Below are 20567 nucleotides of genomic sequence, written 5' to 3'. Positions count from 1 at the left end.
TATGAAGACCTATATTAAATTGATGGTATTGTTTTTTACCATAACCGCTTGTGAAGATGTTATTGAGGTACCCGTACAAACAGCCCCTAGTAGATTGGTTGTAGAAGCCTCTTTGGATTGGGAAAAAGGAACTTCCGGTAACGTACAAACCATTAAGTTAAGCACTTCCACTTCCTTTTTCAATACCGATGGAAATACGGCGGTCACCGGAGCATCGGTACAGGTGACCAATGATACTGATGGTACGGTTTTTCTATTTACGGACCAAAATGACGGAACCTACCTGACGGAAAGCTTTATTCCCATTATCGGTGCTTCCTATACCTTGAATATCATCCATGATGGAGAAACCTATAACGCGAACGAAACCTTGAATGCCGTTCCGGAACTCACGGAAATATATCAAGCTAGGGAAGATGGTTTTGATGAAGAGAAACTGGAAGTCCATTTGGTTTTTACGGATCCGGCCGAGGAAGGGAATGCTTATCTTTTTAAATTTCAAAAGGAAGGGGAATTGTTGCCAGATTTGGAAGTAGCAAACGATAAGTTCATAAACGGAAAGGAAATTGATTGGTGGTATGAGATCGAGGAAGATGAGGATACGGAGGAAATCGAGGTCTTTGAACCCGGAGATATAGTAAACATTGAATTTTATGGTATTTCCGAGGCATATAACGATTATATAGAAATATTAATAAGTCAATTAGGCGGTGTGGGACTTTTTGAAGCTGTGCCAGTAGCGGTAAAGGGAAACTGTATTAATGTGACCAATCCTGAAAATTATGCCCATGGTTACTTTAGGGTGACGGAAGTCGTAAAGGCCAGTTATACTTTTGTAGAAGATTAGGTTGATTTTTTTTGAATGTGTTGATAGTGTCGGGGTCAAAGAGTCCGGCACTATTCAATACTATATTGCACATGCAATAAGCGTAGTTAAAATAAATGATTTCACCACCAAACCACAAAAAACCTTTCAAAGACTGTATCGGATTTACGCATCCAGACCATAGGTGCATTCTCTTTGAGTATTCTCAGATTCAATTCCAGAAGTATTTCATAGTGTGAAGACCATTCTACATTATCATGAGGCGCAATGACCCATTGGGATTTGAAGGGTATGTAGAATTCATGATTTTTGAACTCTGCCGCATTGAATTCGGAAAACCGGAGCCAATATCCCATAATACAATCGGTATTTAAAGGTCTTATAGAAATGGCATTGCTCCTGTAGGGTTCAAATAGCAAGGCCTTATAGCAAGTTTGATGTTCTATTTTTTGTTGGTCAACACCAACTTTCGCTAAAGCTTTGGAACCCTCTTTGGAATGAAGCAATGTAAATTGATGGTTCTTTATCTTTTCCATTTTAGTGAAAAACATATCTCTTTTATTAGGTCCCATCAGTTGGTGAACGGGTTCTGATATCTTGGGATTGATAATGTAGAATTTATAGGTAAGTTCAACATGAATCAATTTTTGAGTTCGTTTTTCTTTCAGGATAAAGTCAATTTCACCAAGGGTTTGTTTGCCGCTTTTGATCGGAAGATTATGCAGTAATACTTCATAGTCGGGAGAATATTCAAGCAACTGTTTGAATATATGTTCCATTTGGTGGCCCAATCTAATTTTTGTGGGAATAGGTTGTGGCTCAAACTGCGCCAAATCAATTTCGGGGAATTTGAATTGAATGATGTTAAACTGTTCGTTTATCCATAAAGGTGGCGTACTGATAAAGCCAAGGCACTGTTCCAATAGCATGGTTTTAAAGTTAACACAAACCTTTAAGTTTTCTTAAAAAGAATTCATCATCCTCCCAAAAGTCTTATTTTTATAGTATGGCTATGAATATGAGAAATGGGTTCCGCTTTGTATCTTACGAAGCACCGGAGCAATCCCCGTTTGATAAATTATTTGAAATTTTTCAGGAGTTGATTACCCATACTTCGGGCGATTTTGATGAAGCTATTGATTGGTTAAGGGAGTTGGACAAGGAATATGAATTGACTACTCCAGACTATACGATCGATGATTTTATTGAGGACTTAAAGGCCAAAGGCTATATCCGTGAAGAGTTTGAAGATGGCGGCGGACAAATGGGCGAGGAAGGCGAAGAGGGTGATGGTTCCGGCAACGGTACCATCTCCATAACCGCTAAAATGGAACGTATTATCAGACAACGGGCGTTGGACCAGATTTTTGGTAAACTTAAGCGTAGTGGTGCAGGAAATCATAAGACTGGAAAATCCGGTCAGGGCGATGAACATACGGGCGATTTCAGGGAATACCGGTATGGTGACGGACTGGAACATATTTCCATGACGGAAAGCCTTAAAAATGCGCAGGTGAACCACGGTATCGGTAGTTTTCGATTGAGTGAAGAGGATTTGGTCGTTGAGGATACTCAATACAAGGCCCAAATGAGTACTATATTAATGATTGATATTAGTCATAGCATGATTTTGTATGGCGAGGACAGGATTACACCGGCCAAGAAAGTCGCTATGGCACTATCCGAATTGATAACGACCAGATACCCTAAAGACACGTTAGACATTTTAGTCTTTGGAAATGATGCCTGGCCCATACCTATCAAAGATTTGCCATATCTAAAGGTGGGTCCTTACCACACCAATACGGTTGCCGGGTTGCAATTGGCGATGGATATGCTCCGAAGAAAACGAAACACCAACAAACAAATTTTTATGATTACGGACGGTAAACCTAGTTGTTTGCGCATGCCAGATGGCACTTATTATAAGAATAGTGTAGGTTTGGATGATTTCATTGTGGAGAAGTGTTATAATATGGCGAGGCAAGCTCGCAAACTACATATTCCGATTACCACATTTATGATTGCCCAAGACCCCTATTTAATGCAATTCATCCGTCATTTTACCGAAGCGAATAAAGGAAAGGCGTTTTTCACCGGGTTAAAGGGATTGGGTGAAATGATTTTTGAGGATTATGAATCCAACAGAAGAAAAAGACTAAAATAATTTTGACTGTCTTTAGTCATCATATTCATACATGAAATCAAGTAGGATAAAAACTAGAATACCATAAACTATATCTAAAACAAAAAATAAAAGTTGATATTTTCATGATTACTCATTTTCAATTTACGGATGACGAATTTGAACAAAAGTTTGAAAAGTGTGAATTAAGTCCTGAGCTTTTTACACACGAAGCACACCTTAGGCTGGCGTGGATTCATATCAATAAATATGGTATTCAGAATGCATTAACCAATATACTGCAGCAGATTCAAGATTATGTAAACAATCTGGGCGTTACCGATAAATATAATATGACGTTGACCACGGCGGCTGTGAAAGCGGTTCATCACTTTAACTTAAAATCCGAATCAGATACATTTATGGCATTTACACAAGAGTTTCCTAGACTCTTAACAAACTTTAAAGACCTTATCAATACACATTACAGTTTTGATATTTTTGATTCTTATCATGCTAAAACAATATTCCTGGAACCAGATTTATTACCATTTGATTAAAAAACTATGAAATTGAACCACAAAGAAATCTCCACCTTGGGAGAACTTAAAAAAACAGGTTACCAAACCAAAAGTATTAGAGATGAATTACGTGATAACCTTCGGGATAAGATAAAGTCCGGGGAAGATACGTTTACCGGTGTTTGGGGCTATGAAAATTCTGTAATTCCAGAGTTGGAGCGTGCCATTCTTTCTAGGCATAATATAAACTTATTGGGACTTAGGGGTCAGGCAAAAACACGTTTGGCCAGATTGATGGTGAACCTTTTGGATGAATGGATTCCTGTAATAGAGGGTTCGGAAATCAACGATGATCCGCTAAAGCCAATGTCCCGGTTTGCCACAGAACTTATAAAAGAAAAAGGAGATAAAACCCCGATTGCTTGGCTACATCGGAGCGACCGATTTTACGAGAAACTGGCCACACCGGATGTGACCGTAGCTGATTTGATAGGCGATGTTGACCCCATAAAAGCGGCGAATTTGAAATTATCATATGCGGATGATAGAGTGATTCACTTTGGGATGATTCCACGAGCCAACCGCTGTATTTTCGTAATCAATGAATTACCCGATCTACAGGCTCGGATTCAGGTTTCGCTTTTCAACATTTTAGAAGAAGGCGATATCCAAATTCGTGGATTCAAATTGAGATTGCCTTTGGACATTCAATTTGTATTTACGGCGAATCCAGAGGACTATACGAATAGGGGAAGTATTGTAACACCTTTAAAGGACAGGATTGGTTCGCAGATATTGACGCATTACCCGGATGATATTTCCACTGCTCGAAAAATAACGGAGCAAGAAGCCAATTTGGATGGTAGACAGTCAGATTTCGTATACGTTCCCGATACGGCAAAGGATTTGTTGGAACAAATCAGTTTTGAAGCAAGAAATAGTGAATATGTAGATGCAAAGAGCGGGGTGAGCGCTAGAACCAGTATTACCGCTTTTGAAAATTTATTGAGTACTGCGGAACGTCGTGCCCTATTGACCGGTGCCGATAAAACATCGGTTCGGTTAAGCGACTTTTTGGGTGTGATTCCCGCTATTACGGGAAAAATCGAATTGGTCTACGAAGGAGAGCAGGAGGGAGCGGACGGTGTTGCCGCTATTTTGATAGACGATGCCGTAAAAACATTGTTCAACAATTATTTTCCAAAAATCAATAAGTTGGAACGAAAAGATGCCGAAACGCCCTATGACGACTTGTTACATTGGTTTTTCCAAGGAGAGGGCTTTGAACTTTTGGACGACTTTACCGATGCCGAATACAAAAGAACTTTGGATAGCATCCCGGAATTGAATGCTTTGGTGAAAGAACACCAACCGGATGTCTCTAAAGCGGATACTTATTTTTTAAAGGAGCTTCTGCTTTGGGGATTGGTAGCCCATAAGAAATTGAACAAACATCGTTTTAGCGAAGGATACCAGTTTAAAGATTTATACGGCAGTTATATTAGTGGATTGTAAGAATACTAAAAAAAGCCCTTTCAGACGAAAGGGCTTTTTCTTCACAACAATTAATTCCCATTATGCTTGATAAGCAGGTAAATTAAAAATAAACGTACTTCCTTCCTTAGGTTTGCTCAATACTGTGATGGTGGTTTCGTGCAAATCCATAATCTTCTTAACAATGGCCAAACCTAGACCATAACCGCTCTTTTTCTGTGCACTTTTATCTACTTGTTTGTAGCGATCAAAAATGAACGGTTGCTCATTTGCCGGTATACCAGCTCCGGTATCCGTGATATTGATTTCAACATCACTTTGTTTTTTGATCAGACTTAAGGTTACTTTTCCATTGGGTTCCGTATATTTTATGGCATTTTCCAAAAGATTCTGTAAAGCACGCTCTACCAAGCTCACATCGGCGAATACCATACAGTTATCCTTGGGATTGTCCAACTCAAGTTCCACACTCTTTTTATCCGCTATTACCTTGAATTTTGCAATAAGATCATGCGACAGTTCCGTAATGGAAAATGGTTCTTTGATAGGCACTACTTGTTCCGCCTCTAATTTGGAATAATCGAACAATTGATTAATAAGATTTGAGAGTTTGTCAATATTATCATGGGTAATTTGTAAGTACTCGTCTTTTTGAGCTTCGGTAAGTGAATCCCTCTTTATCTGAAGGGTTTCCACATATCCTTTCAAAATGGCCAACGGTGTTCTTAAATCATGGGAAACATTGGCTATTAATTCGCGCCGCAACGTATCTACGGATTTCATCTTATCCATATTGTCTACAATAGTATCGGCCATATCGTTAAAGGAATGGGCAAAGACTTCAATATCTGATTCTTGGGGGTTTTCTATTCTGATATCCAAGTCGCCTTCTTGGAATTTCCGTACCGTATGGGTAATCAATCTTAAGTTCTTGGTCAAAAACCAAATACTCAACATTCCAATAATCGCAGCAAATAGCATGGTTAGAAGTGTGGCTCCAATACCTAATTTGGTGAAATATTGCCCTAAAAGGTTATCACTAATGAGTTCAAATTCTTTTCCTGCCAATATGATATAAACGAAACCTTCCTTCCCATCTACATTAAACGGAGCGGCCGAAAAGATTTTTTCCTCACCGGGATTCAAAGGGTCGTCACCGACCACGAATTCCTTTCCTTTGGAGTTAACGAATGAATGAATAGGAGCCAATGAAACCGTTTTCATGGGTTCGTTCTCTTTGTGCTCCAATACTACGGAATATTGAATTTCTCCTAATTTGTTCAGTAGATACACCTCAATGCTACGGTTCACCGCCATCATATCGTGCATCAAATCCCCAAAAAGCTCCTTGTTCACGGTGCCATCCTCCAAAAAAGGTGAAGCATTCTGGAACTTTTCCTGAATGACATGCTCTGCAACGTTGGCATTTACACGCTGGGTAATGGCTTGGTTATGCTTGTTCGTAAGATAACCTGTAATAAAAATATAGGAAGCACCCATTAAGACTACCAATAGAACAAAGGCGAGCCATAGCTTTTTGACCAATCTTGGGGTAAGGGCTTTTTCTTTAGTACTCATTCTAAAATATCTTCATTAAATTTATATCCTACGCCCCAAGTGGTTAAAATATAACTTGGGTTCGCCATGTCCGATTCTATCTTGGCCCGCAACCTATTGATATGAGAATTTACCGTATGCTCATAACCTTCAAAATTATAGCCCCATATCATGTTCAAAAGCTCATTTCTGGAATAATTTCTACCTGGGTTAGATGCCATTAAGACCAATAGTTCAAACTCCTTGGGAGAAAGTTCTATTTTCTTATCGTCCAGCAATACTTTCCTTTTGTCAATGTCTATAAAAAGTCCTTCCGCAGCAATGGCCGAAGAATCTTTTTCGATAACTTTTTGAGTGGCCGTTCTGCGAATGACCGCCTTAATTCTTGCCAAAAGCTCCCGAATGCTAAAGGGTTTAGTGATGTAATCGTCGGCACCTATCTCCAATCCCAAAACTCTATCTATTTCCTCGGATTTTGCGGTAAGCATAATTACCGGGGTATTTTTTTCCGCCCTTAATTTTTTGCAGATTTCTACACCGTCCAAAGTAGGCAACGTCAAGTCTAACAGAACCAGATCATAGTCATTTTCAAGGGCTAATTTTAGACCTAAGGCCCCATCCATGGCTTTTACAGGTTTGTAACTTAAATCTGTAAGATGAATTTCCAATAGTTTTACAATCTCTGGATCATCTTCTATGATTAGTATTTCTTTCATAATAGGGTCGTACAAAACACGTTAAAAAGTATCACACAGTTATCACAACGCTACATAAATGATTTGCCTAACGAATGCAATTCCAATGATACCCCTAAAAGGTCAAAGTTTGTATCACTTCCTTACATGAAACCAATAATAAAAGGGATGAATTCAGAAAAAAAACTTAGAAAAAGTTTAGTTCCAGTTATCTACGTGCTGGTTCATTTCATCAAACTGATAGGTGCCCACGAGCTGTTTTCTGTAATTGATCGCAAGTACCGTTAGCACTATTAAAAACACGTATAATAACAGAATGCCAATACCTAGCGGTAAAAAGGTAACGGGCATAGCATGGTTTTCATATTCTGAAAAGGAGAAGAGCATAATTACCGTATCCACTAGCTTGTACAGATATATGAATGAAATGACATATAGTGCATATTCTATTTTTTGCATGGGAGGATCACTATATTCATCTTCCTTAATCTTAAACCACATTACATACAAGAAAACAAAATGTACTATGGATACAATAGGGAAAACATAATTCCCAACCTTAAAGAAATAAAATGTGTTGGTGTAAAGGCCGTAAAAACTAAATATGCTCAATAAAATCAGTACGATTATAGATGCTATCAGTGTCTTTTTCCAGGGTAAAATTTCTTTAATGAAATTCATTTTGATAATTTTTCCGGTCATGGGGAACCACTATTTTTGGATAAAGTACGGGAACATATTTATGTTCGATTTAATTAATCGATAAAACGCTAAAACATACTTTGAACGAATAAAAAAAGGGGCAAGTTGCCCCTCGAATTCTCAATTTCAATCTGTTTTTAGTTAATCCAATTTTTAGCGACTGCCTTTTTGGAAAAGAGAACGAGTCCTATCCCAACGAGCAACACCATAATCGGCATGATCATGGCTCCTGGTCCATATACCTCAAAACTATTGCTCATAAAAAAGTTATAGGACATTTGGCCCAAAATTCCGACGAGCGAAATAATGAAAATGGGGGTGGCCCACTTTTTCCTAAATAACAATAAGATACACCCGAGCGCACCACCCCAAACGGCAAGAGCAAAAGCACCGGTGACCCATGCGGGTTGTGATTCATACAGCAGACGCTCTGCCTGACTCATTTTTTCAAGGTCCTCAATACTCAGGTATGCCTGCCCTAGGTAGGCCATTACACCGGCCAGGTTCCATAATAGTGCTAATACACTAACAATCCAAAACCACACGGGTGGTTTAACTGTAGAATTTGTCATAATTAATTGGTTTAGGTTATTTTGCTACGGTAAATTACAAAAAAAGAAATACTTTTTAGTTAATCTACTTGTTATCAGCCGAATAAACTTTCACTCTAAACCGTAAAATGGAGCCAAAACGTTTTTATTATATCATACGATTGCAGTTTTTAGGATTTCGATATAGTGGCTGGCAGAAACAACCTGGACAACGGACCATTGAAGGGATGCTTCAGAAAACTCTAAAATTTGTTCTTTCAGAAAGGAAATTCAAAATATTGGGAGCGGGACGAACAGATGCCAAGGTATCTGCCTTGGACTCCGCTTTTGAACTTTTTTTAGAAGATGAACCGCTAACCAATTTACCTGATTTTCTTGTGTTGATCAATACGAACCTACCGCCAGATATCAGGGCACTTGAAATAACGGAAACCAACAGGAGCTTTAATATTATCCGGGATAGTAAAGCCAAGGAATATAGATATCTATTTTCCTTTGGTGAAAAAAACCACCCTTTTTGTGCGCCTTTTCTAACCAATGTTATAACCCACTTGGATATAGCGTTGATGGTAGAAGCAGCCTCTCTTTTTGAGGGCAATCATGATTTTTCGGCCTACACGGCCAGGCTTCAGCCTAATACAAAAGTGGTTAGGACTATTACAAGTTGCAAAATTGTACCGAATACCCTTCTTTCTGCCAATTTCTTTCCAGAAAAGAGTTTTGCCCTTATTGTTAAAGGAGAAGGTTTTATGCGTTACCAAATACGCATGATCATGGGTGCTCTATTTCAATTGGGAAAGGGAGAACTTTCCATAGCGGATATTAAAGCGTCACTTCGGTCAGACTCCAATATGAAGTTGACCACAGTAGCTCCGGGTTCCGGTTTAATGCTGAATGCTGTTATATTTGAATAATCTTGCCCATCATTTAGTATATTTAAACAAACAATCTATATGGCTTCTCGCAGAAAGATAATCTTGCCCAAAAGAAAGAAAAAAGTGTCCAGGATTCAGGGAAAAATGGGCAAGGCTCCGGGTACGGTCAGTTATATGGGAACAAAGGAAAAAACGGAAAGCGTTGCCCACGTTATTTCCTATAACAAAGATTCCTACGATGAGGATTCGTCAAAAGAATTACAGATTATAGAGGCCACTCGCACTTCATCCAAGATTTCTTGGGTAGATGTCGTTGGCATTACGGACGAGCCTTTTATAGAAGCGTTAGGGGAATATTTTGGTTTGAACGGATTGGTTTTAGAAGATGCCATAAATACGGAACAGCGGCCTAAAATTGATGAATATGACAATTATATTTTTGGGGTCTTTAAAATGTTGTACATCAATGGTGGGAAGGAAATTATTGGGGAACATGTGGCCATATCGCTATTTAAGGATACGGTACTGGTCTTTCAGGAGGTAGAGGATGATGTTTTTAACGGTGTCCGTAATCGGATCAAGTCCAAATCCGGGCGTATACGAAGTAGGGGAGCGGACTATTTGTTTTTCGCTTTGTTAGATGCCATTATCGATAATTATTTTTTAGTGTTGGAGCACATCAATCTAAAAATAGAGGAATTGGAAGATGAAGTCTACGATAACCCCAGACCGGAAGTGGCGCAGAAAATACAACTTTTAAAGAAAGAAATCCTGAAAATAAGAAGATGGATTTTTCCCGTTAGGGAACTGATAAGTCGTCTTATAGATTCTGAAAGTACATTGATTACAAAAGACACCAAAATATTTCTGCGAGATGTACATGACCACACCCTAGAAATAAATGAAAGCCTACAAATCTATAGGGAAATGAGTATGAGTCTTATGGAGATGTACATGAGCAACATGAGCAATAAGATGAACGAGGTAATGAAAGTCTTGACCATTATGGCATCTATCTTTATTCCTTTAACTTTCATAGCGGGTATTTACGGGATGAACTTTGAACATATTCCGGAACTTAAATGGGAATACGGTTACTATTATTTCTGGGGAGTAATGTTTATACTGCTTGCGGGTATGTTAATCTATTTTAAAAAGAAGCAATGGCTTTAACAATAGTTATGTTAATTTTTCCCAACGGACGTTAAAGCCCGTTAAATCACTTGACAAATTTTGTTTATCCTTTATATTAGGAGAGTTGGATAATTAAACTAACATTCTTTTAAAGGCTTCCTGCCAGTACCGCCAATATTCTCTTGGCCACCAAGATACTTCACTGTCCAACAGAAAATAATTTTATTAACCTTAAAACATTATAATTCAATGAATTATTTGAATATAAAAGAAGAAAAATTACTTCCCGTAGTTGTAGAATTGAATACACTACTTGCAGATTATCACGTGTATTATCAAAAACTTAGAAACTTCCATTGGAATATTTTGGGAGAGAATTTTTTTGATTTGCATGAAAAATTTGAAGAATTGTACGGAGATGCAAGAATCAAAATAGATGAAATTGCAGAACGTATTTTAACCCTGAGATATCATCCTATGAGTAATTATAGCGAATATCTAAAAACATCGTCTATCAATGAAAGTGAAACCAACTCGAGTGATGTGGAGATGGTAAACGATATTCTCGAAGCTCACAGTCTTTTATTAAAACAAATGACCAAAGTGGTGAAAAAAGCAGATGATATCAGTGATGAAGGCACCATTGATTTAATTGGGGCTTACATCAGGGAACTGGAAAAGAGTAGTTGGATGCTCGATGCTTGGAACAGAAAAAATACCGAGCGATTAAAAGAAGCATAGACTTCACATAATCCAACAGAAATAATTTATTAACCTTAAAACACACAAAAAATGAATATTAGAAGAAATTTAAAATTATCCGTAGCATCATTATGCCTGGTAACCAGTATGGCCATGGCGCAGGAAAAAGACACCGAAGCTCTGAAAACCACAACTACTAAAACCTACATGATTCACAAAGGTGATGAAGTGGAAAAAAGAACGGTAGAAATCAGTACTGTGCGAAACAACGATATTAAATTGGATGAGAATGATAGCACAAAAATAAATCAAGACAGAATCGTACAATCAAAATCAATGATTACCAAAACGGTAAAAATTGATAAGGATAAAGATGATGCTTTTGATGAGAAAATAGTATTTAGTTATAAATCCGCTACTCCCGAAGACTTTGTGTTGGTATCTAACGATAACGAATTAATGGTAGCTATTGATAATGGTGAAAATCTGAAAATTTTAGAAAATATGAGTTTAAAATCCAAAAACAGTTTAGGAAATAATCAAGCTTATATTTTCACCGATAATAATGGGAAAGAGATTGAATTTATGGTAGAGGAATATGATAATTCATGGAATAATATGAATGACTCCAAATAATATAATCATCTGACCCAGTACTAAAAAAGGCCCTTTTAAAAAGGGCCTTTTTTAGTACTTTAAATTGAGAAGGTGTGTATTTTTTGTACATTCAAAACTATGTTTTTGGATTTAGATTGGAAATACATGCTGACCATAGTTTTGTTGGTGTATTTGGGCGTGAATGTTATCGTCTATTTTTTACAGGATTATTTAATGTTCAAGCCCGAAAAACTAGCGAAGGATTTCAAATTCCATTATGAGAACCAAGAAATCGAGGAATACAATATAGAAACTCGTGACGGTGCCATTATCAATGGACTTCGTTTTAAGACTCAGAACCCTAAAGGAGTGGTTTTTTATTTGAAGGGAAATTCCAAAAGTATTAAAGGGTGGGGTAAATTCGCGGTCGATTTTACCAGGCATTCCTATGATGTGGTTATGGTAGACTATCGCGGTTTTGGTAAAAGTACGGGAAGAAGAACCCAAAAAGCCATTAAACGAGATTTACAACTGGTATACAATAAACTAAGGGAAAATGTGGCGGAAAAGTACATTATTCTTTATGGGCGTTCGTTGGGTTCTGGTTTTGCCACAAAATTAGCCTCTATGAACAATCCAAGGATGCTTATTCTAGATGCGCCATATTATAGTTTGAGCAAAGTCGCCAAAAAATATGTGCCGTTCATGCCCTTGTCCCTTTTAATTAAATTTCCGATGCCCACATATAAATGGTTGAGATATGTAAAATGTCCTGTACATATCATCCATGGCACGGACGATAAATTAATTCCCTATAAAACCAGCGTAAAACTATCCAAGATACAACCAGCTATCACCACGCTACACACTGTTATCGGCGGCGGACACAAAAACCTGAATACTTTTGAATCCTACCACAAAATGCTGGAAACCATTATTACCGTTAAACCGAAACCCGTAAATTTGGTAGGGTCCAGTATTGGTGTAAAACATTCCACAAAAAAATAGCATGCGCAGATTAAAGAAAATTGGGATAGTACTCTTGGTGCTCTATGCACTTTTTGTATGGTCCGCCTACGCTTTTCAGGAAAAACTCATCTTCATCCCTACCAAGATGCCGCAAAATCATGTATATGACTTTTGTCAACCGTTTGAAGAATTTTGGATCAACACAGCGGATAGTGCCAAATTGAACGCCGTTCATATCCAAAATAATTCTGAGAAAGGGGTGGTACTTTATTTTCATGGGAATGCCGGGAATATTTCCCATTTAGGCCATGTGGCCAACTTGATTTCCAAATACGGTTATGACGGTATTTTTGTGGATTATAGGACTTACGGGAAAAGTACGGGTGAAATGAGTGAAGACGCCATCAAAAAAGATGCGCAATTGTTTTATGACTACGCCAAAGAACGCTATGATGAAAATAAGATTGTGGTCTACGGTCGTTCCTTTGGTACGGGGGTCGCCACGGGTTTGGCTGCGGAAAACAATCCTTGTAAAGTCATTTTGGAATCGCCATACTATAGTGCCGTTGAACTTGGCAAACATCGTTTTCCCATCCTTCCGGTAGGTTTGTTGTCCCAATACCGCTTTCCGTCACACGAATATATTCAAAAAGTAGATTGTCCCGTATATGTAATTCACGGTACGGAAGATCGTATTATTCCTTTTGAGCAGGCGCAAAACTTATTTAATAAAATCCCGGAAGGTCAAGGTCGTTTTTATAAAGTTGAAGGTGCAGGACACAACTATTTGCAGGATTTTGATGCTTTTAAAGAAGGAGTGGATCAGGCTTTGCGGTAGGTTTCGTTATCGCCGCGCTATATGCAGTCCGGCGAATTTTAAGGAAATATAGCAAAATCCTGTAAAACTATAACGGGAGAAAGGTTCCTCCGCTTAGTCTCTCGTTATGGTTCCCGGCCGGACCGCGCAGCGGTCTTATGGTCTAGGGATTTTGCGGTATTGGGATTAAAATTGGCCGAACCGGATTGCATTTAGTGTCCTGATATGTCGAGTAGTTAAGCCGTAGCGGCGATTATGGCAAGAAGGTCCCTTATCCTAGGGATTGAGCGCGGCGATGATGTCGACCCGCTTTTGGTGCGGTAGCTGCGTTAGCGGCGCAACAAAAGTACGCCGCAGGCGTATTCGACATCATCGACTTGCTAAAAGAAATCTTAATTTCATTTAGCGACTGATAACGAAGTTCGGCGTTTCCAATAGGAATTTGAAGAGGTTTTCGTGAATTTTTGTAAGAAAGTTTTGAACAGGAATAAATTTCTCAATCAAAGCTATGCTTTTCATTTCGAAATGACTGGAAGGTTCAATTATTCATTTCGAACCGAATAGAACGAGCGTGATAAATCTGATTTTAAAGCGTCTTTTGCCTCTAGTCTACGTTAATCTATCCCTTCGCTCAAACCAAGGTTTGACCACCTTTCCTTAGACAAGGGAAGTAACCTTTGATAATTATTGCCTTTTACTTCGAATGACTTTCAATTTTCTCTTGACCCTGATCAATAGCATAATGGGTATCAAGGCTATGAGTAAACCTATCGCAAAGCCTTTCACCGTAAATTTTAATGTTTGGGGTGTTTCAATATCGTGCCTGTGGTTCCAAAACTCCACTATTTTTCCATCTTTAATCTTAAATACATTAATAATACTTATAGGTTCCTTGGTTTCCAAAGCAATACGTCCAAATAAAGTATTCGACGTAAAGGACCCTGTCCATCTGGTCATTACCAAATCGTCCTCTGCGATTTGATAATCGATTTTAGAATTAAAATAGCCGTTTTCCCAAAAAGAGTCCGCAATGTTTTTTTGCGTTATGGCAAGTTCCTTGACATTCTTTCTATCTCCTATGTCATGCACCACATATTCGTCTGCCACATATTTTTTATAGTTATTGGTATTATTGGTAAACCATAGGTCTTGATAAAAGTTACGGGCAATTTCCTTATTGATTTCTTGTTGGTTTGTTCGAGTTCTATTCTTTTCCTGAGAAAATACTCCTGAAATAAAAAAAATGAATATCAGTGCTAAATGAATACTTTTCATATTTATAGTTTTGATTTCTAGCAATTTAAAATCTAAAACTGTTTTGACATTAACTTAAGAAGCCGATTGATTAGTGCTATAAGACGAAACTATTCAGGTTTGGGACGAGGGTAATTCATTAAAATATTTCTTGTAGGCCAAGGTGAAATTGGATGGATGGGAATATCCCAAATCATAACTGATCTCGGTTGGCGTCTTTCTACCCGCAACGATTTCCTCTCTTGCGAATTCCATCCGTATCTTATTTCTATATTGAATTGGCGGAGTTCCAAATAATTGCTTGAAAGACGTTTTGAATTTTGTAACACCCATATTTGCAATACAAGCCAATTCGTTCAAAGAAGGAACTTTTTTTGATAACGGATTTCTTAAATGGGCAGAAGCGACAAGTAAATTTTTTACATCCTCGGAATGCAGAATTTTATGACGTGTGGTCGGGGAATGGGCTCGAATCTTTTCGAAAAAAAGGTTCATGAAGAACAGCACATTGGCATGACATTCTATTTTGTTATCGATGGAGCGCAATGCCTTGTATAGGGCATTTTCTAGCCTATAATCTAAATCTTCATAAATTAAATTTTTGTCAGTGTCAATGCTTTTCTGCCAATCATCAAAGTAAGTATCCAAAAAAGAACGATGAAAATGTATGCTTGCCAATTCCATTTCTACATTTGGGGGCAATAATGTGTCTATTTCCAAATCAGGACCGTAGAGCAAAAGTCCTATTGGGAGGTGCTTTTGAAAATCTATGATTTGATTGTCCACTTTTTTCTGTTGTCCCACTTTTGAAAGATTAATATGTATTAAAAACCAATCACTGTTAGCCGGATTTATAGATTTCATTTCTACAGGAATTTTAAAGTAGGATTTTCTAAAGTGATAGAATTCCATTTGTCCTGGGAAGTCGATAAACAGCATGCTTTGACCACCACCAATAGCAGCATCCAAAAAGTATGACCCTTCTACCTTTTTCATTTTGAAGTATTGTAGAAACTGGTCCTTTAAATTTTTGGTGATGTCCAATTGGATATTCAAAAAATAGAATTTTAGGTTCGGTATTCGGCTGTTTGCCCAATTCAAGGTACAATAAATAAATGCGCTACTCCTGAAATATAATTTTTACATGCTTCTTAATTTTTAGCGATAAATTTCTTGGGTATCCAAATCGAGATCTTCGCCTTTCATTTCGAAACGACTGGAAGGTTCAGTTCGTCATTTTGAACCGAATAGAATGAGCTTGAGAAATCTAAATGCATTGGGTTTTGTGTTGCTTTAGGATTATGTAAATCCATCCCTTCCGCCCAAACCAAGGTTTGACTACCTTCCCTTGTCTAAGGGAAGGAGCTTTTGGTACTTATTGCTTTTCGTTTTGAAAGGACTTTTGAGAGTTACAGATCATTTCGAACCGAATGGAACGAGCGTGAGAAATCTAAAAATCAATCGAACAAATTTGAGGACAAATAACGATCTCCACGGTCACAGACAATGGAAACAATGGTACCGGATTCCAATTCGTTGGCCAAGCGTAATGCAACGGTAGCGGCACCGCCACTACTCATCCCGGAAAAAATACCTTCTTCTTTTGCCAAGCGTTTGGCCATCGTGGCGGCCTCTTCTTGGCTCACTTCCATGATGCGGTCTACTTTTTCCCGATTGAAAATTTTTGGCAGATAGGCTTCCGGCCATTTTCGTATGCCCGGTATTCGGGAGTCATCCGTAGGCTGCACCCCTACAATTTGCACATTGGCACTTTGCTCCTTGAGATAGGTAGAAGTTCCCATAATAGTACCCGTAGTCCCCATGGAGGAAACAAAATGCGTGATTTTGCCCTCGGTATCCTTCCAGATTTCAGGTCCGGTACTTTTATAGTGCGCTTTCCAATTATCGTCGTTGGCGAACTGGTTGAGCATGATAAAACCTTCTTCCGTCACTTTATTTTCAGCATAGTCACGAGCACCTTCAATACCCACGTCAGCGGAGGTCAACGTTACTTTTGCACCGTAGGCGCGCATGGTTTGCACCCGTTCTTTGGTAGAATTTTCGGGCATTACGAGTTCAATATCCAAACCGTACATTCCAGCGATCATCGCCAGGGCAATACCGGTATTGCCGCTGGTAGCTTCAATTAGTTTATCGGAAGTCTTTATATTGCCGCGCTCCAGACCACTTTTGATCATGTTCAATGCAGCCCGATCTTTTACACTCCCTCCGGGATTATGCCCCTCAAGCTTAAAAAACAATTTTACATTGGTATTGGTATTCAAAACACGGGATTCCACGAGTGGTGTATTCCCGATAAGTGCTATGATAGATTTAGACATGTTCTGTTTTTATCTTGATTTCAGGTGTGTGAAAAACGGTAGAGTGAGGTGGTACGGAAGCTGTTAACCAAGCATTTCCACCAATAGTACTGTGGGCACCGATTATAGTATCACCGCCCAAAATAGTGGCGTTCGCATAAATGGTCACGTTATCCTCAATGGTTGGGTGTCGTTTGGTCTGCTGTAAATGTTTCGCCACGAAATGTCCTCCTAGGGTTACCCCTTGGTATAGCTTCACATCGTTTTTAATGATGGCCGTTTCCCCAATGACCACACCGGTACCATGGTCTATATGAAAGGATTTCCCTATCTGTGCTCCGGGATTGATATCCACTCCGGTCTGCCTATGTGCATATTCCGTCATTAGACGCGGTACCAAAGGAAAACCAATGGTGTACAGTTCATGGGCCAACCTATAAATGGCAATGGCATAAAACCCGGGATAAGCCATATAAACCTCTTCTATGGATAAGGAAGCGGGGTCGCAGTTTACCGTAGCTTCCGCATCCAGATTTAGGCTTTCCAAAATTCCCGGTAGTTTTTCTACATAGTTCTCCCAAACTTTTTTACAAGGTTTTTCACTTTCCCAACAGGCCAGATTCACTAAAGAATCAAAGCGTTGTTGTAATTCGCTCAGGTTATCCGCCACGGGTGTCTCTATATCAAACAGCGTATAATAAAGAAGGTCCGTGAATTGTTCTACCTCTTTTTTGAGCCGAAACCTGAGGTTTGGCTGCTTTTTGTGAAGGTTGATTTTATCTATTACAGATTGATGACTCATATGCTTAGGTTCAATTTTCAAAATTAACCAATAAAACCTATAGACTTTTAGGCAAATGGTTAACTTTAGCTTAAAATCACAACAGCTAAGTCGTATGTTACATCCTGTAATTACCAAAGAGGTCTTTCAATTTTTAAACCAATTGAAAAAGAATAATAATCGCGAATGGTTTACGGAACACAAACCTGAATTTAAAATTCGGGAAGCAACGGCCAAAACATTCTTTAATAGCTTATTGGAGTTGATGAAACAACATGATGAAATAGAACGATTAAAAGTGTTCCGTATTTACAGGGATGTTCGTTTTTCCAAAGATAAAACCCCGTACAAATACAACTTTTCCGCCTCTTTTTCAAGAGCTGGAAACGAACGAAGGGGAGGGTATTACCTGCACATACAACCAGGAGGTAGTTTTGTTGCTGCCGGTTTTTGGAATCCGAACAAAGAGGATTTGTTCAGAATAAGGAAAGAATGGGAATTGGATGTGGACGAGTTAAAATCGATTATCGATAAAAAAAGTTTTAAGGAAACTTGGGGCGATTTGGCCGGAGATGAAGTAAAAACGGCACCTAAAGGTTTTGATAAGGAACACGAGAATATTGATTTCATCAAAAAAAAGCAATTCATTTTTGTCCGAAACTTTACTGATGCCGAAGTACTGGACAAGGATTTTTTGTTGGAAGTGAACAAATCGTTTAAGGCGATACGTCCTTATTTTGATTTAATGAGCAATATCCTGACCACCAATTTAAATGGGGAATCCCTTCTAGATTAACACTTCCCTTTCAAAATATTGTAGCTGGTCCTGTATTCTTTTGATGACCATATTCATCATACGTTTGTTCAATGCCGATGAATTCTGGATATACACTTCATATTCCGCCACCGTAAATTGACCAATAATCATTCCTTTTAGAGCGTTTCTATATTTTACATCCTTTTGAATGGCATTCGTGACATAATTCAGCCGCTTTTCCAAGGTGAACTCGTAAAATCTATTTTTCCCTTTGATAATATAATTCTGGAAAGAAGCCAACAGGAGGTCATTTTGTAGCTTTATAATGGGCCTTAAAGTTTCGTTCTGAAAACGTTCATCGGCACTCATATTGGGTAAGATCTTGGCATTCGGTATTTCAGGCCTAATATGTAGTAACTGTTGTGCCCTGTCATTCATGATAAGCAGTTTTTTTAAAGGTAGGAATTCTAATAACCTATTTTTTCTTAATTTCAAATAGTTTTGAAGGGGTTATGAACAGCAATAATCACGGAATAAATAGGATGTCTTTAGGGAAATAGTTTCAGCTCGTCACTTTTTGGTTATCCAAATCACTTTTTTTACGTTAAGACCACCCAAAGGAAAATCAAAGAATTTTTCATAGGTCTCTTTCTCAACGGAAGTCAAATCCGTTGTGGGGTTCAAGTATGCTTTTTCGAGCTCTACTTCTCCAGTGAATATAACTTTTCCTTCACTGCTGTACGTAAGCGTATTTTCACCGAACTTGAAACTCATTTTTTAGCTTTATACTCCAACGTAACAGAAGTTGTTTTATTCTATTTTTAAAATAATTATAATGTGCTCTTGTCATAGTAATCCTTTGATTTTTCCTAATTTTAGTATCAGAACTAAAAATCTTTTCTTCCATGAAATTCGGAAAAGTAGAACAGCCAGAATTAATAGATTTTACCATACCCGAAGACCACGCTGATACAGCTGTGGTATTACAAAGCATAAAAAATGATGAACCTTTTCAAATTAAAGTGGGTTGTGCTAAGTGGAATAGGCAAGACCTTAAAAACTTTTATCCAAGAGGCACAAAAGACGAGTTGCAATACTATTCCTCCCAGTTTAATTGTATTGAATTAAATGCAACTTTTTACCGTATTTTCCCTGCGGAACAATACGAAAAATGGAGAGAGAAGACCCCTGAAAATTTCACCTTTTTTCCTAAGATAGTACAAAATGTAAGTCACCTTAGAAGACTCAATGACCAAGCGTATCCCGTTTTGGACAATTACCTTGACGTTACTAGCAACCTCAAAGAGAAATTGGGCACTATGTTTCTTCAAATGCATAATAATTTTAGCCCAAAGGATTGGGATAGGGTAGTGCGGTTCGTGGAAAGATGGCCTAAGGAATTTCGTCTTGCCATGGAATTTAGACATACGGATTGGTTCAATGATGAAAAAGTGGCACAAGAGCTATATCATCTTTTGGAAGAAAACAATATTGCCAATACGTTGGTAGATACAGCCGGGAGAAGGGATATTATGCATATGCGGTTGACAAACGATGAAGCTTTTATTCGTTATGTCGGGGCCAACCATGAATCCGATTATTCCAGATTGGATGATTGGGTTACCCGTTTGGCACATTGGAAAGCTCAAGGTTTAAAACGTATTAATTTCTTTGTACATCAAAATATGGAATTGGAATCCCCTTTATTATCGGTTCATTTTATCAAAAAACTAAACGAAAGGTTTGATTGTAATTTGACCGTTCCTAAAACACTGGTACAACCAAATACATTGTTTTAAAAGTAGAATTATCAATAATTACTGTTTTTTATTTGGGAATACTTATTTTAAGCAGACACTACTTTTAAACATGTGAATTCTTCTTTATTA

General features: G+C 38.2%; 23 protein-coding genes. 12 read left to right on the top strand and 11 right to left on the bottom strand.

The annotated features are described in order from the left end of the window. Position 1: 1 nt before the first annotated feature. Entirely contained in the window at positions 2-847 is an 846-nt protein-coding gene (locus ACKWBX_RS11065; protein WP_413968744.1) for a DUF4249 family protein, read from the top strand. 101 nt (positions 848-948) lie between these two features. Here ACKWBX_RS11065 and ACKWBX_RS11060 read toward each other — a convergent pair whose 3' ends face one another. Then, positions 949-1755, bottom strand: a complete 807-nt coding sequence (locus tag ACKWBX_RS11060) for a DUF1853 family protein (protein WP_413968743.1) — start codon at positions 1753-1755, stop codon at positions 949-951. Between the two features lie 77 nt (positions 1756-1832). On the opposite strand from ACKWBX_RS11060, the gene ACKWBX_RS11055 reads away from it, so the two are divergent. The 3 genes from ACKWBX_RS11055 (at position 1833) to ACKWBX_RS11045 (ending at position 4987) form a co-directional block, all read left to right on the top strand. Beyond that, positions 1833-2993, top strand: a complete 1161-nt coding sequence (locus ACKWBX_RS11055) for a vWA domain-containing protein (RefSeq protein WP_413968742.1) — start codon at positions 1833-1835, stop codon at positions 2991-2993. Positions 2994-3097: 104 nt separating this feature from the next. Beyond that, entirely contained in the window at positions 3098-3511 is a 414-nt protein-coding gene (locus ACKWBX_RS11050; RefSeq protein WP_413968741.1) for a hypothetical protein, read from the top strand. 6 nt (positions 3512-3517) lie between these two features. Beyond that, positions 3518-4987 carry an AAA family ATPase gene (locus ACKWBX_RS11045; protein ID WP_413968740.1) on the top strand — a complete coding sequence of 490 codons (1470 nt, stop codon included), beginning with the start codon at positions 3518-3520 and terminating at the stop codon, positions 4985-4987. A gap of 60 nt (positions 4988-5047) precedes the next feature. Here the strand turns inward: ACKWBX_RS11045 and ACKWBX_RS11040 are convergent, their stop codons facing one another. The 4 genes from ACKWBX_RS11040 to ACKWBX_RS11025 form a co-directional block, all read right to left on the bottom strand. Further along, the gene (locus ACKWBX_RS11040) at positions 5048-6544 is read right to left on the bottom strand and encodes a sensor histidine kinase (RefSeq protein WP_413968739.1); all 1497 of its coding nucleotides are present in this window, start codon (positions 6542-6544) and stop codon (positions 5048-5050) included. Then, the gene (locus ACKWBX_RS11035) at positions 6541-7239 is read right to left on the bottom strand and encodes a response regulator (RefSeq protein ID WP_413968738.1); all 699 of its coding nucleotides are present in this window, start codon (positions 7237-7239) and stop codon (positions 6541-6543) included. Before ACKWBX_RS11035 ends, ACKWBX_RS11040 begins: the two co-directional genes overlap by 4 nt. A 177-nt stretch (positions 7240-7416) precedes the next feature. Further along, complete coding sequence (locus ACKWBX_RS11030) at positions 7417-7899, bottom strand: hypothetical protein (RefSeq protein WP_413968737.1); 483 nt, start codon at positions 7897-7899, stop codon at positions 7417-7419. Positions 7900-8057: 158 nt separating this feature from the next. Further along, positions 8058-8492 (bottom strand): hypothetical protein, encoded by a 435-nt coding sequence (locus ACKWBX_RS11025; protein WP_413968736.1) that lies wholly within the window; start codon positions 8490-8492, stop codon positions 8058-8060. 107 nt (positions 8493-8599) lie between these two features. On the opposite strand from ACKWBX_RS11025, the gene ACKWBX_RS11020 reads away from it, so the two are divergent. The 6 genes from ACKWBX_RS11020 to ACKWBX_RS10995 all read left to right on the top strand — a co-directional run bounded on the left by ACKWBX_RS11020 (position 8600) and on the right by ACKWBX_RS10995 (position 13586). After that, positions 8600-9385: a tRNA pseudouridine synthase A gene (locus ACKWBX_RS11020; RefSeq protein ID WP_413968735.1), complete on the top strand. Its 786-nt coding sequence runs from the start codon at positions 8600-8602 to the stop codon at positions 9383-9385. A gap of 39 nt (positions 9386-9424) precedes the next feature. After that, positions 9425-10519 (top strand): magnesium/cobalt transporter CorA, encoded by a 1095-nt coding sequence (gene corA / locus ACKWBX_RS11015; protein WP_413968734.1) that lies wholly within the window; start codon positions 9425-9427, stop codon positions 10517-10519. Positions 10520-10729: 210 nt separating this feature from the next. Then, complete coding sequence (locus tag ACKWBX_RS11010) at positions 10730-11221, top strand: Dps family protein (protein WP_413968733.1); 492 nt, start codon at positions 10730-10732, stop codon at positions 11219-11221. A 51-nt stretch (positions 11222-11272) separates the two neighbouring features. Beyond that, complete coding sequence (locus ACKWBX_RS11005; protein WP_413968732.1) at positions 11273-11818, top strand: hypothetical protein; 546 nt, start codon at positions 11273-11275, stop codon at positions 11816-11818. A 99-nt stretch (positions 11819-11917) separates the two neighbouring features. Next, entirely contained in the window at positions 11918-12787 is an 870-nt protein-coding gene (locus ACKWBX_RS11000; protein WP_413968731.1) for an alpha/beta hydrolase, read from the top strand. Position 12788: 1 nt separating this feature from the next. Then, positions 12789-13586, top strand: coding sequence for an alpha/beta hydrolase (locus tag ACKWBX_RS10995; protein WP_413968730.1), 798 nt, complete (start codon positions 12789-12791; stop codon positions 13584-13586). Between the two features lie 663 nt (positions 13587-14249). Here ACKWBX_RS10995 and ACKWBX_RS10990 read toward each other — a convergent pair. The 4 genes from ACKWBX_RS10990 to epsC form a co-directional block, all read right to left on the bottom strand. Then, the gene (locus ACKWBX_RS10990) at positions 14250-14840 is read right to left on the bottom strand and encodes an ester cyclase (protein WP_413968729.1); all 591 of its coding nucleotides are present in this window, start codon (positions 14838-14840) and stop codon (positions 14250-14252) included. Between the two features lie 93 nt (positions 14841-14933). Then, positions 14934-15815 (bottom strand): helix-turn-helix transcriptional regulator, encoded by an 882-nt coding sequence (locus tag ACKWBX_RS10985; protein WP_413968728.1) that lies wholly within the window; start codon positions 15813-15815, stop codon positions 14934-14936. Between the two features lie 461 nt (positions 15816-16276). After that, positions 16277-17161: a cysteine synthase CysM gene (gene cysM / locus ACKWBX_RS10980; protein WP_413968727.1), complete on the bottom strand. Its 885-nt coding sequence runs from the start codon at positions 17159-17161 to the stop codon at positions 16277-16279. After that, a complete protein-coding gene (gene epsC / locus ACKWBX_RS10975) occupies positions 17154-17942 on the bottom strand; it encodes a serine O-acetyltransferase EpsC (RefSeq protein WP_413968726.1) in 789 nt (262 codons plus the stop codon). The genes cysM and epsC overlap by 8 nt, the downstream gene beginning before the upstream one ends. Before the next feature lie 94 nt (positions 17943-18036). On the opposite strand from epsC, the gene ACKWBX_RS10970 reads away from it, so the two are divergent. Continuing rightward, positions 18037-18717: a DUF2461 domain-containing protein gene (locus ACKWBX_RS10970; protein ID WP_413968725.1), complete on the top strand. Its 681-nt coding sequence runs from the start codon at positions 18037-18039 to the stop codon at positions 18715-18717. Here the strand turns inward: ACKWBX_RS10970 and ACKWBX_RS10965 are convergent. Both ACKWBX_RS10965 and ACKWBX_RS10960 read right to left on the bottom strand, forming a co-directional pair. Then, the gene (locus ACKWBX_RS10965) at positions 18709-19116 is read right to left on the bottom strand and encodes a glyoxalase (protein ID WP_413968724.1); all 408 of its coding nucleotides are present in this window, start codon (positions 19114-19116) and stop codon (positions 18709-18711) included. The two genes, ACKWBX_RS10970 and ACKWBX_RS10965, sit on opposite strands and share 9 nt — an antisense overlap. A 132-nt stretch (positions 19117-19248) precedes the next feature. Then, positions 19249-19452: a hypothetical protein gene (locus ACKWBX_RS10960; protein ID WP_413968723.1), complete on the bottom strand. Its 204-nt coding sequence runs from the start codon at positions 19450-19452 to the stop codon at positions 19249-19251. A gap of 131 nt (positions 19453-19583) precedes the next feature. Between ACKWBX_RS10960 and ACKWBX_RS10955 the strand changes: the two genes are divergently transcribed. Further along, on the top strand, positions 19584-20477 hold the full coding sequence (locus ACKWBX_RS10955) for a DUF72 domain-containing protein (protein ID WP_413968722.1): 894 nt from the start codon (positions 19584-19586) through the stop codon (positions 20475-20477). Positions 20478-20567: the final 90 nt, after the last annotated feature.

Origin of the sequence: Maribacter algae (assembly GCF_047345745.1) — a bacterium.
In the GTDB taxonomy this organism is placed as follows: Bacteria; Bacteroidota; Bacteroidia; order Flavobacteriales; family Flavobacteriaceae; genus Maribacter.
The sequence above is the reverse complement of the archived record's forward strand: the minus strand, read 5'-3'. Positions and strand labels throughout refer to the sequence as shown.

Bases quoted from the DNA above. Each gene is read 5' to 3' on its own strand.
- ACKWBX_RS11065 (WP_413968744.1), top strand. From the start codon at position 2: ATGAAGACCTATATTAAATTGATGGTATTGTTTTTTACCATAACCGCT.
- ACKWBX_RS11060 (WP_413968743.1), bottom strand. From the start codon at position 1,755: ATGCTATTGGAACAGTGCCTTGGCTTTATCAGTACGCCACCTTTATGG.
- ACKWBX_RS11055 (WP_413968742.1), top strand. From the start codon at position 1,833: ATGGCTATGAATATGAGAAATGGGTTCCGCTTTGTATCTTACGAAGCA.
- ACKWBX_RS11050 (WP_413968741.1), top strand. From the start codon at position 3,098: ATGATTACTCATTTTCAATTTACGGATGACGAATTTGAACAAAAGTTT.
- ACKWBX_RS11045 (WP_413968740.1), top strand. From the start codon at position 3,518: ATGAAATTGAACCACAAAGAAATCTCCACCTTGGGAGAACTTAAAAAA.
- ACKWBX_RS11040 (WP_413968739.1), bottom strand. From the start codon at position 6,544: ATGAGTACTAAAGAAAAAGCCCTTACCCCAAGATTGGTCAAAAAGCTA.
- ACKWBX_RS11035 (WP_413968738.1), bottom strand. From the start codon at position 7,239: ATGAAAGAAATACTAATCATAGAAGATGATCCAGAGATTGTAAAACTA.
- ACKWBX_RS11030 (WP_413968737.1), bottom strand. From the start codon at position 7,899: ATGAATTTCATTAAAGAAATTTTACCCTGGAAAAAGACACTGATAGCA.
- ACKWBX_RS11025 (WP_413968736.1), bottom strand. From the start codon at position 8,492: ATGACAAATTCTACAGTTAAACCACCCGTGTGGTTTTGGATTGTTAGT.
- ACKWBX_RS11020 (WP_413968735.1), top strand. From the start codon at position 8,600: ATGGAGCCAAAACGTTTTTATTATATCATACGATTGCAGTTTTTAGGA.
- corA (WP_413968734.1), top strand. From the start codon at position 9,425: ATGGCTTCTCGCAGAAAGATAATCTTGCCCAAAAGAAAGAAAAAAGTG.
- ACKWBX_RS11010 (WP_413968733.1), top strand. From the start codon at position 10,730: ATGAATTATTTGAATATAAAAGAAGAAAAATTACTTCCCGTAGTTGTA.
- ACKWBX_RS11005 (WP_413968732.1), top strand. From the start codon at position 11,273: ATGAATATTAGAAGAAATTTAAAATTATCCGTAGCATCATTATGCCTG.
- ACKWBX_RS11000 (WP_413968731.1), top strand. From the start codon at position 11,918: ATGTTTTTGGATTTAGATTGGAAATACATGCTGACCATAGTTTTGTTG.
- ACKWBX_RS10995 (WP_413968730.1), top strand. From the start codon at position 12,789: ATGCGCAGATTAAAGAAAATTGGGATAGTACTCTTGGTGCTCTATGCA.
- ACKWBX_RS10990 (WP_413968729.1), bottom strand. From the start codon at position 14,840: ATGAAAAGTATTCATTTAGCACTGATATTCATTTTTTTTATTTCAGGA.
- ACKWBX_RS10985 (WP_413968728.1), bottom strand. From the start codon at position 15,815: ATGAAAAAGGTAGAAGGGTCATACTTTTTGGATGCTGCTATTGGTGGT.
- cysM (WP_413968727.1), bottom strand. From the start codon at position 17,161: ATGTCTAAATCTATCATAGCACTTATCGGGAATACACCACTCGTGGAA.
- epsC (WP_413968726.1), bottom strand. From the start codon at position 17,942: ATGAGTCATCAATCTGTAATAGATAAAATCAACCTTCACAAAAAGCAG.
- ACKWBX_RS10970 (WP_413968725.1), top strand. From the start codon at position 18,037: ATGTTACATCCTGTAATTACCAAAGAGGTCTTTCAATTTTTAAACCAA.
- ACKWBX_RS10965 (WP_413968724.1), bottom strand. From the start codon at position 19,116: ATGAATGACAGGGCACAACAGTTACTACATATTAGGCCTGAAATACCG.
- ACKWBX_RS10960 (WP_413968723.1), bottom strand. From the start codon at position 19,452: ATGAGTTTCAAGTTCGGTGAAAATACGCTTACGTACAGCAGTGAAGGA.
- ACKWBX_RS10955 (WP_413968722.1), top strand. From the start codon at position 19,584: ATGAAATTCGGAAAAGTAGAACAGCCAGAATTAATAGATTTTACCATA.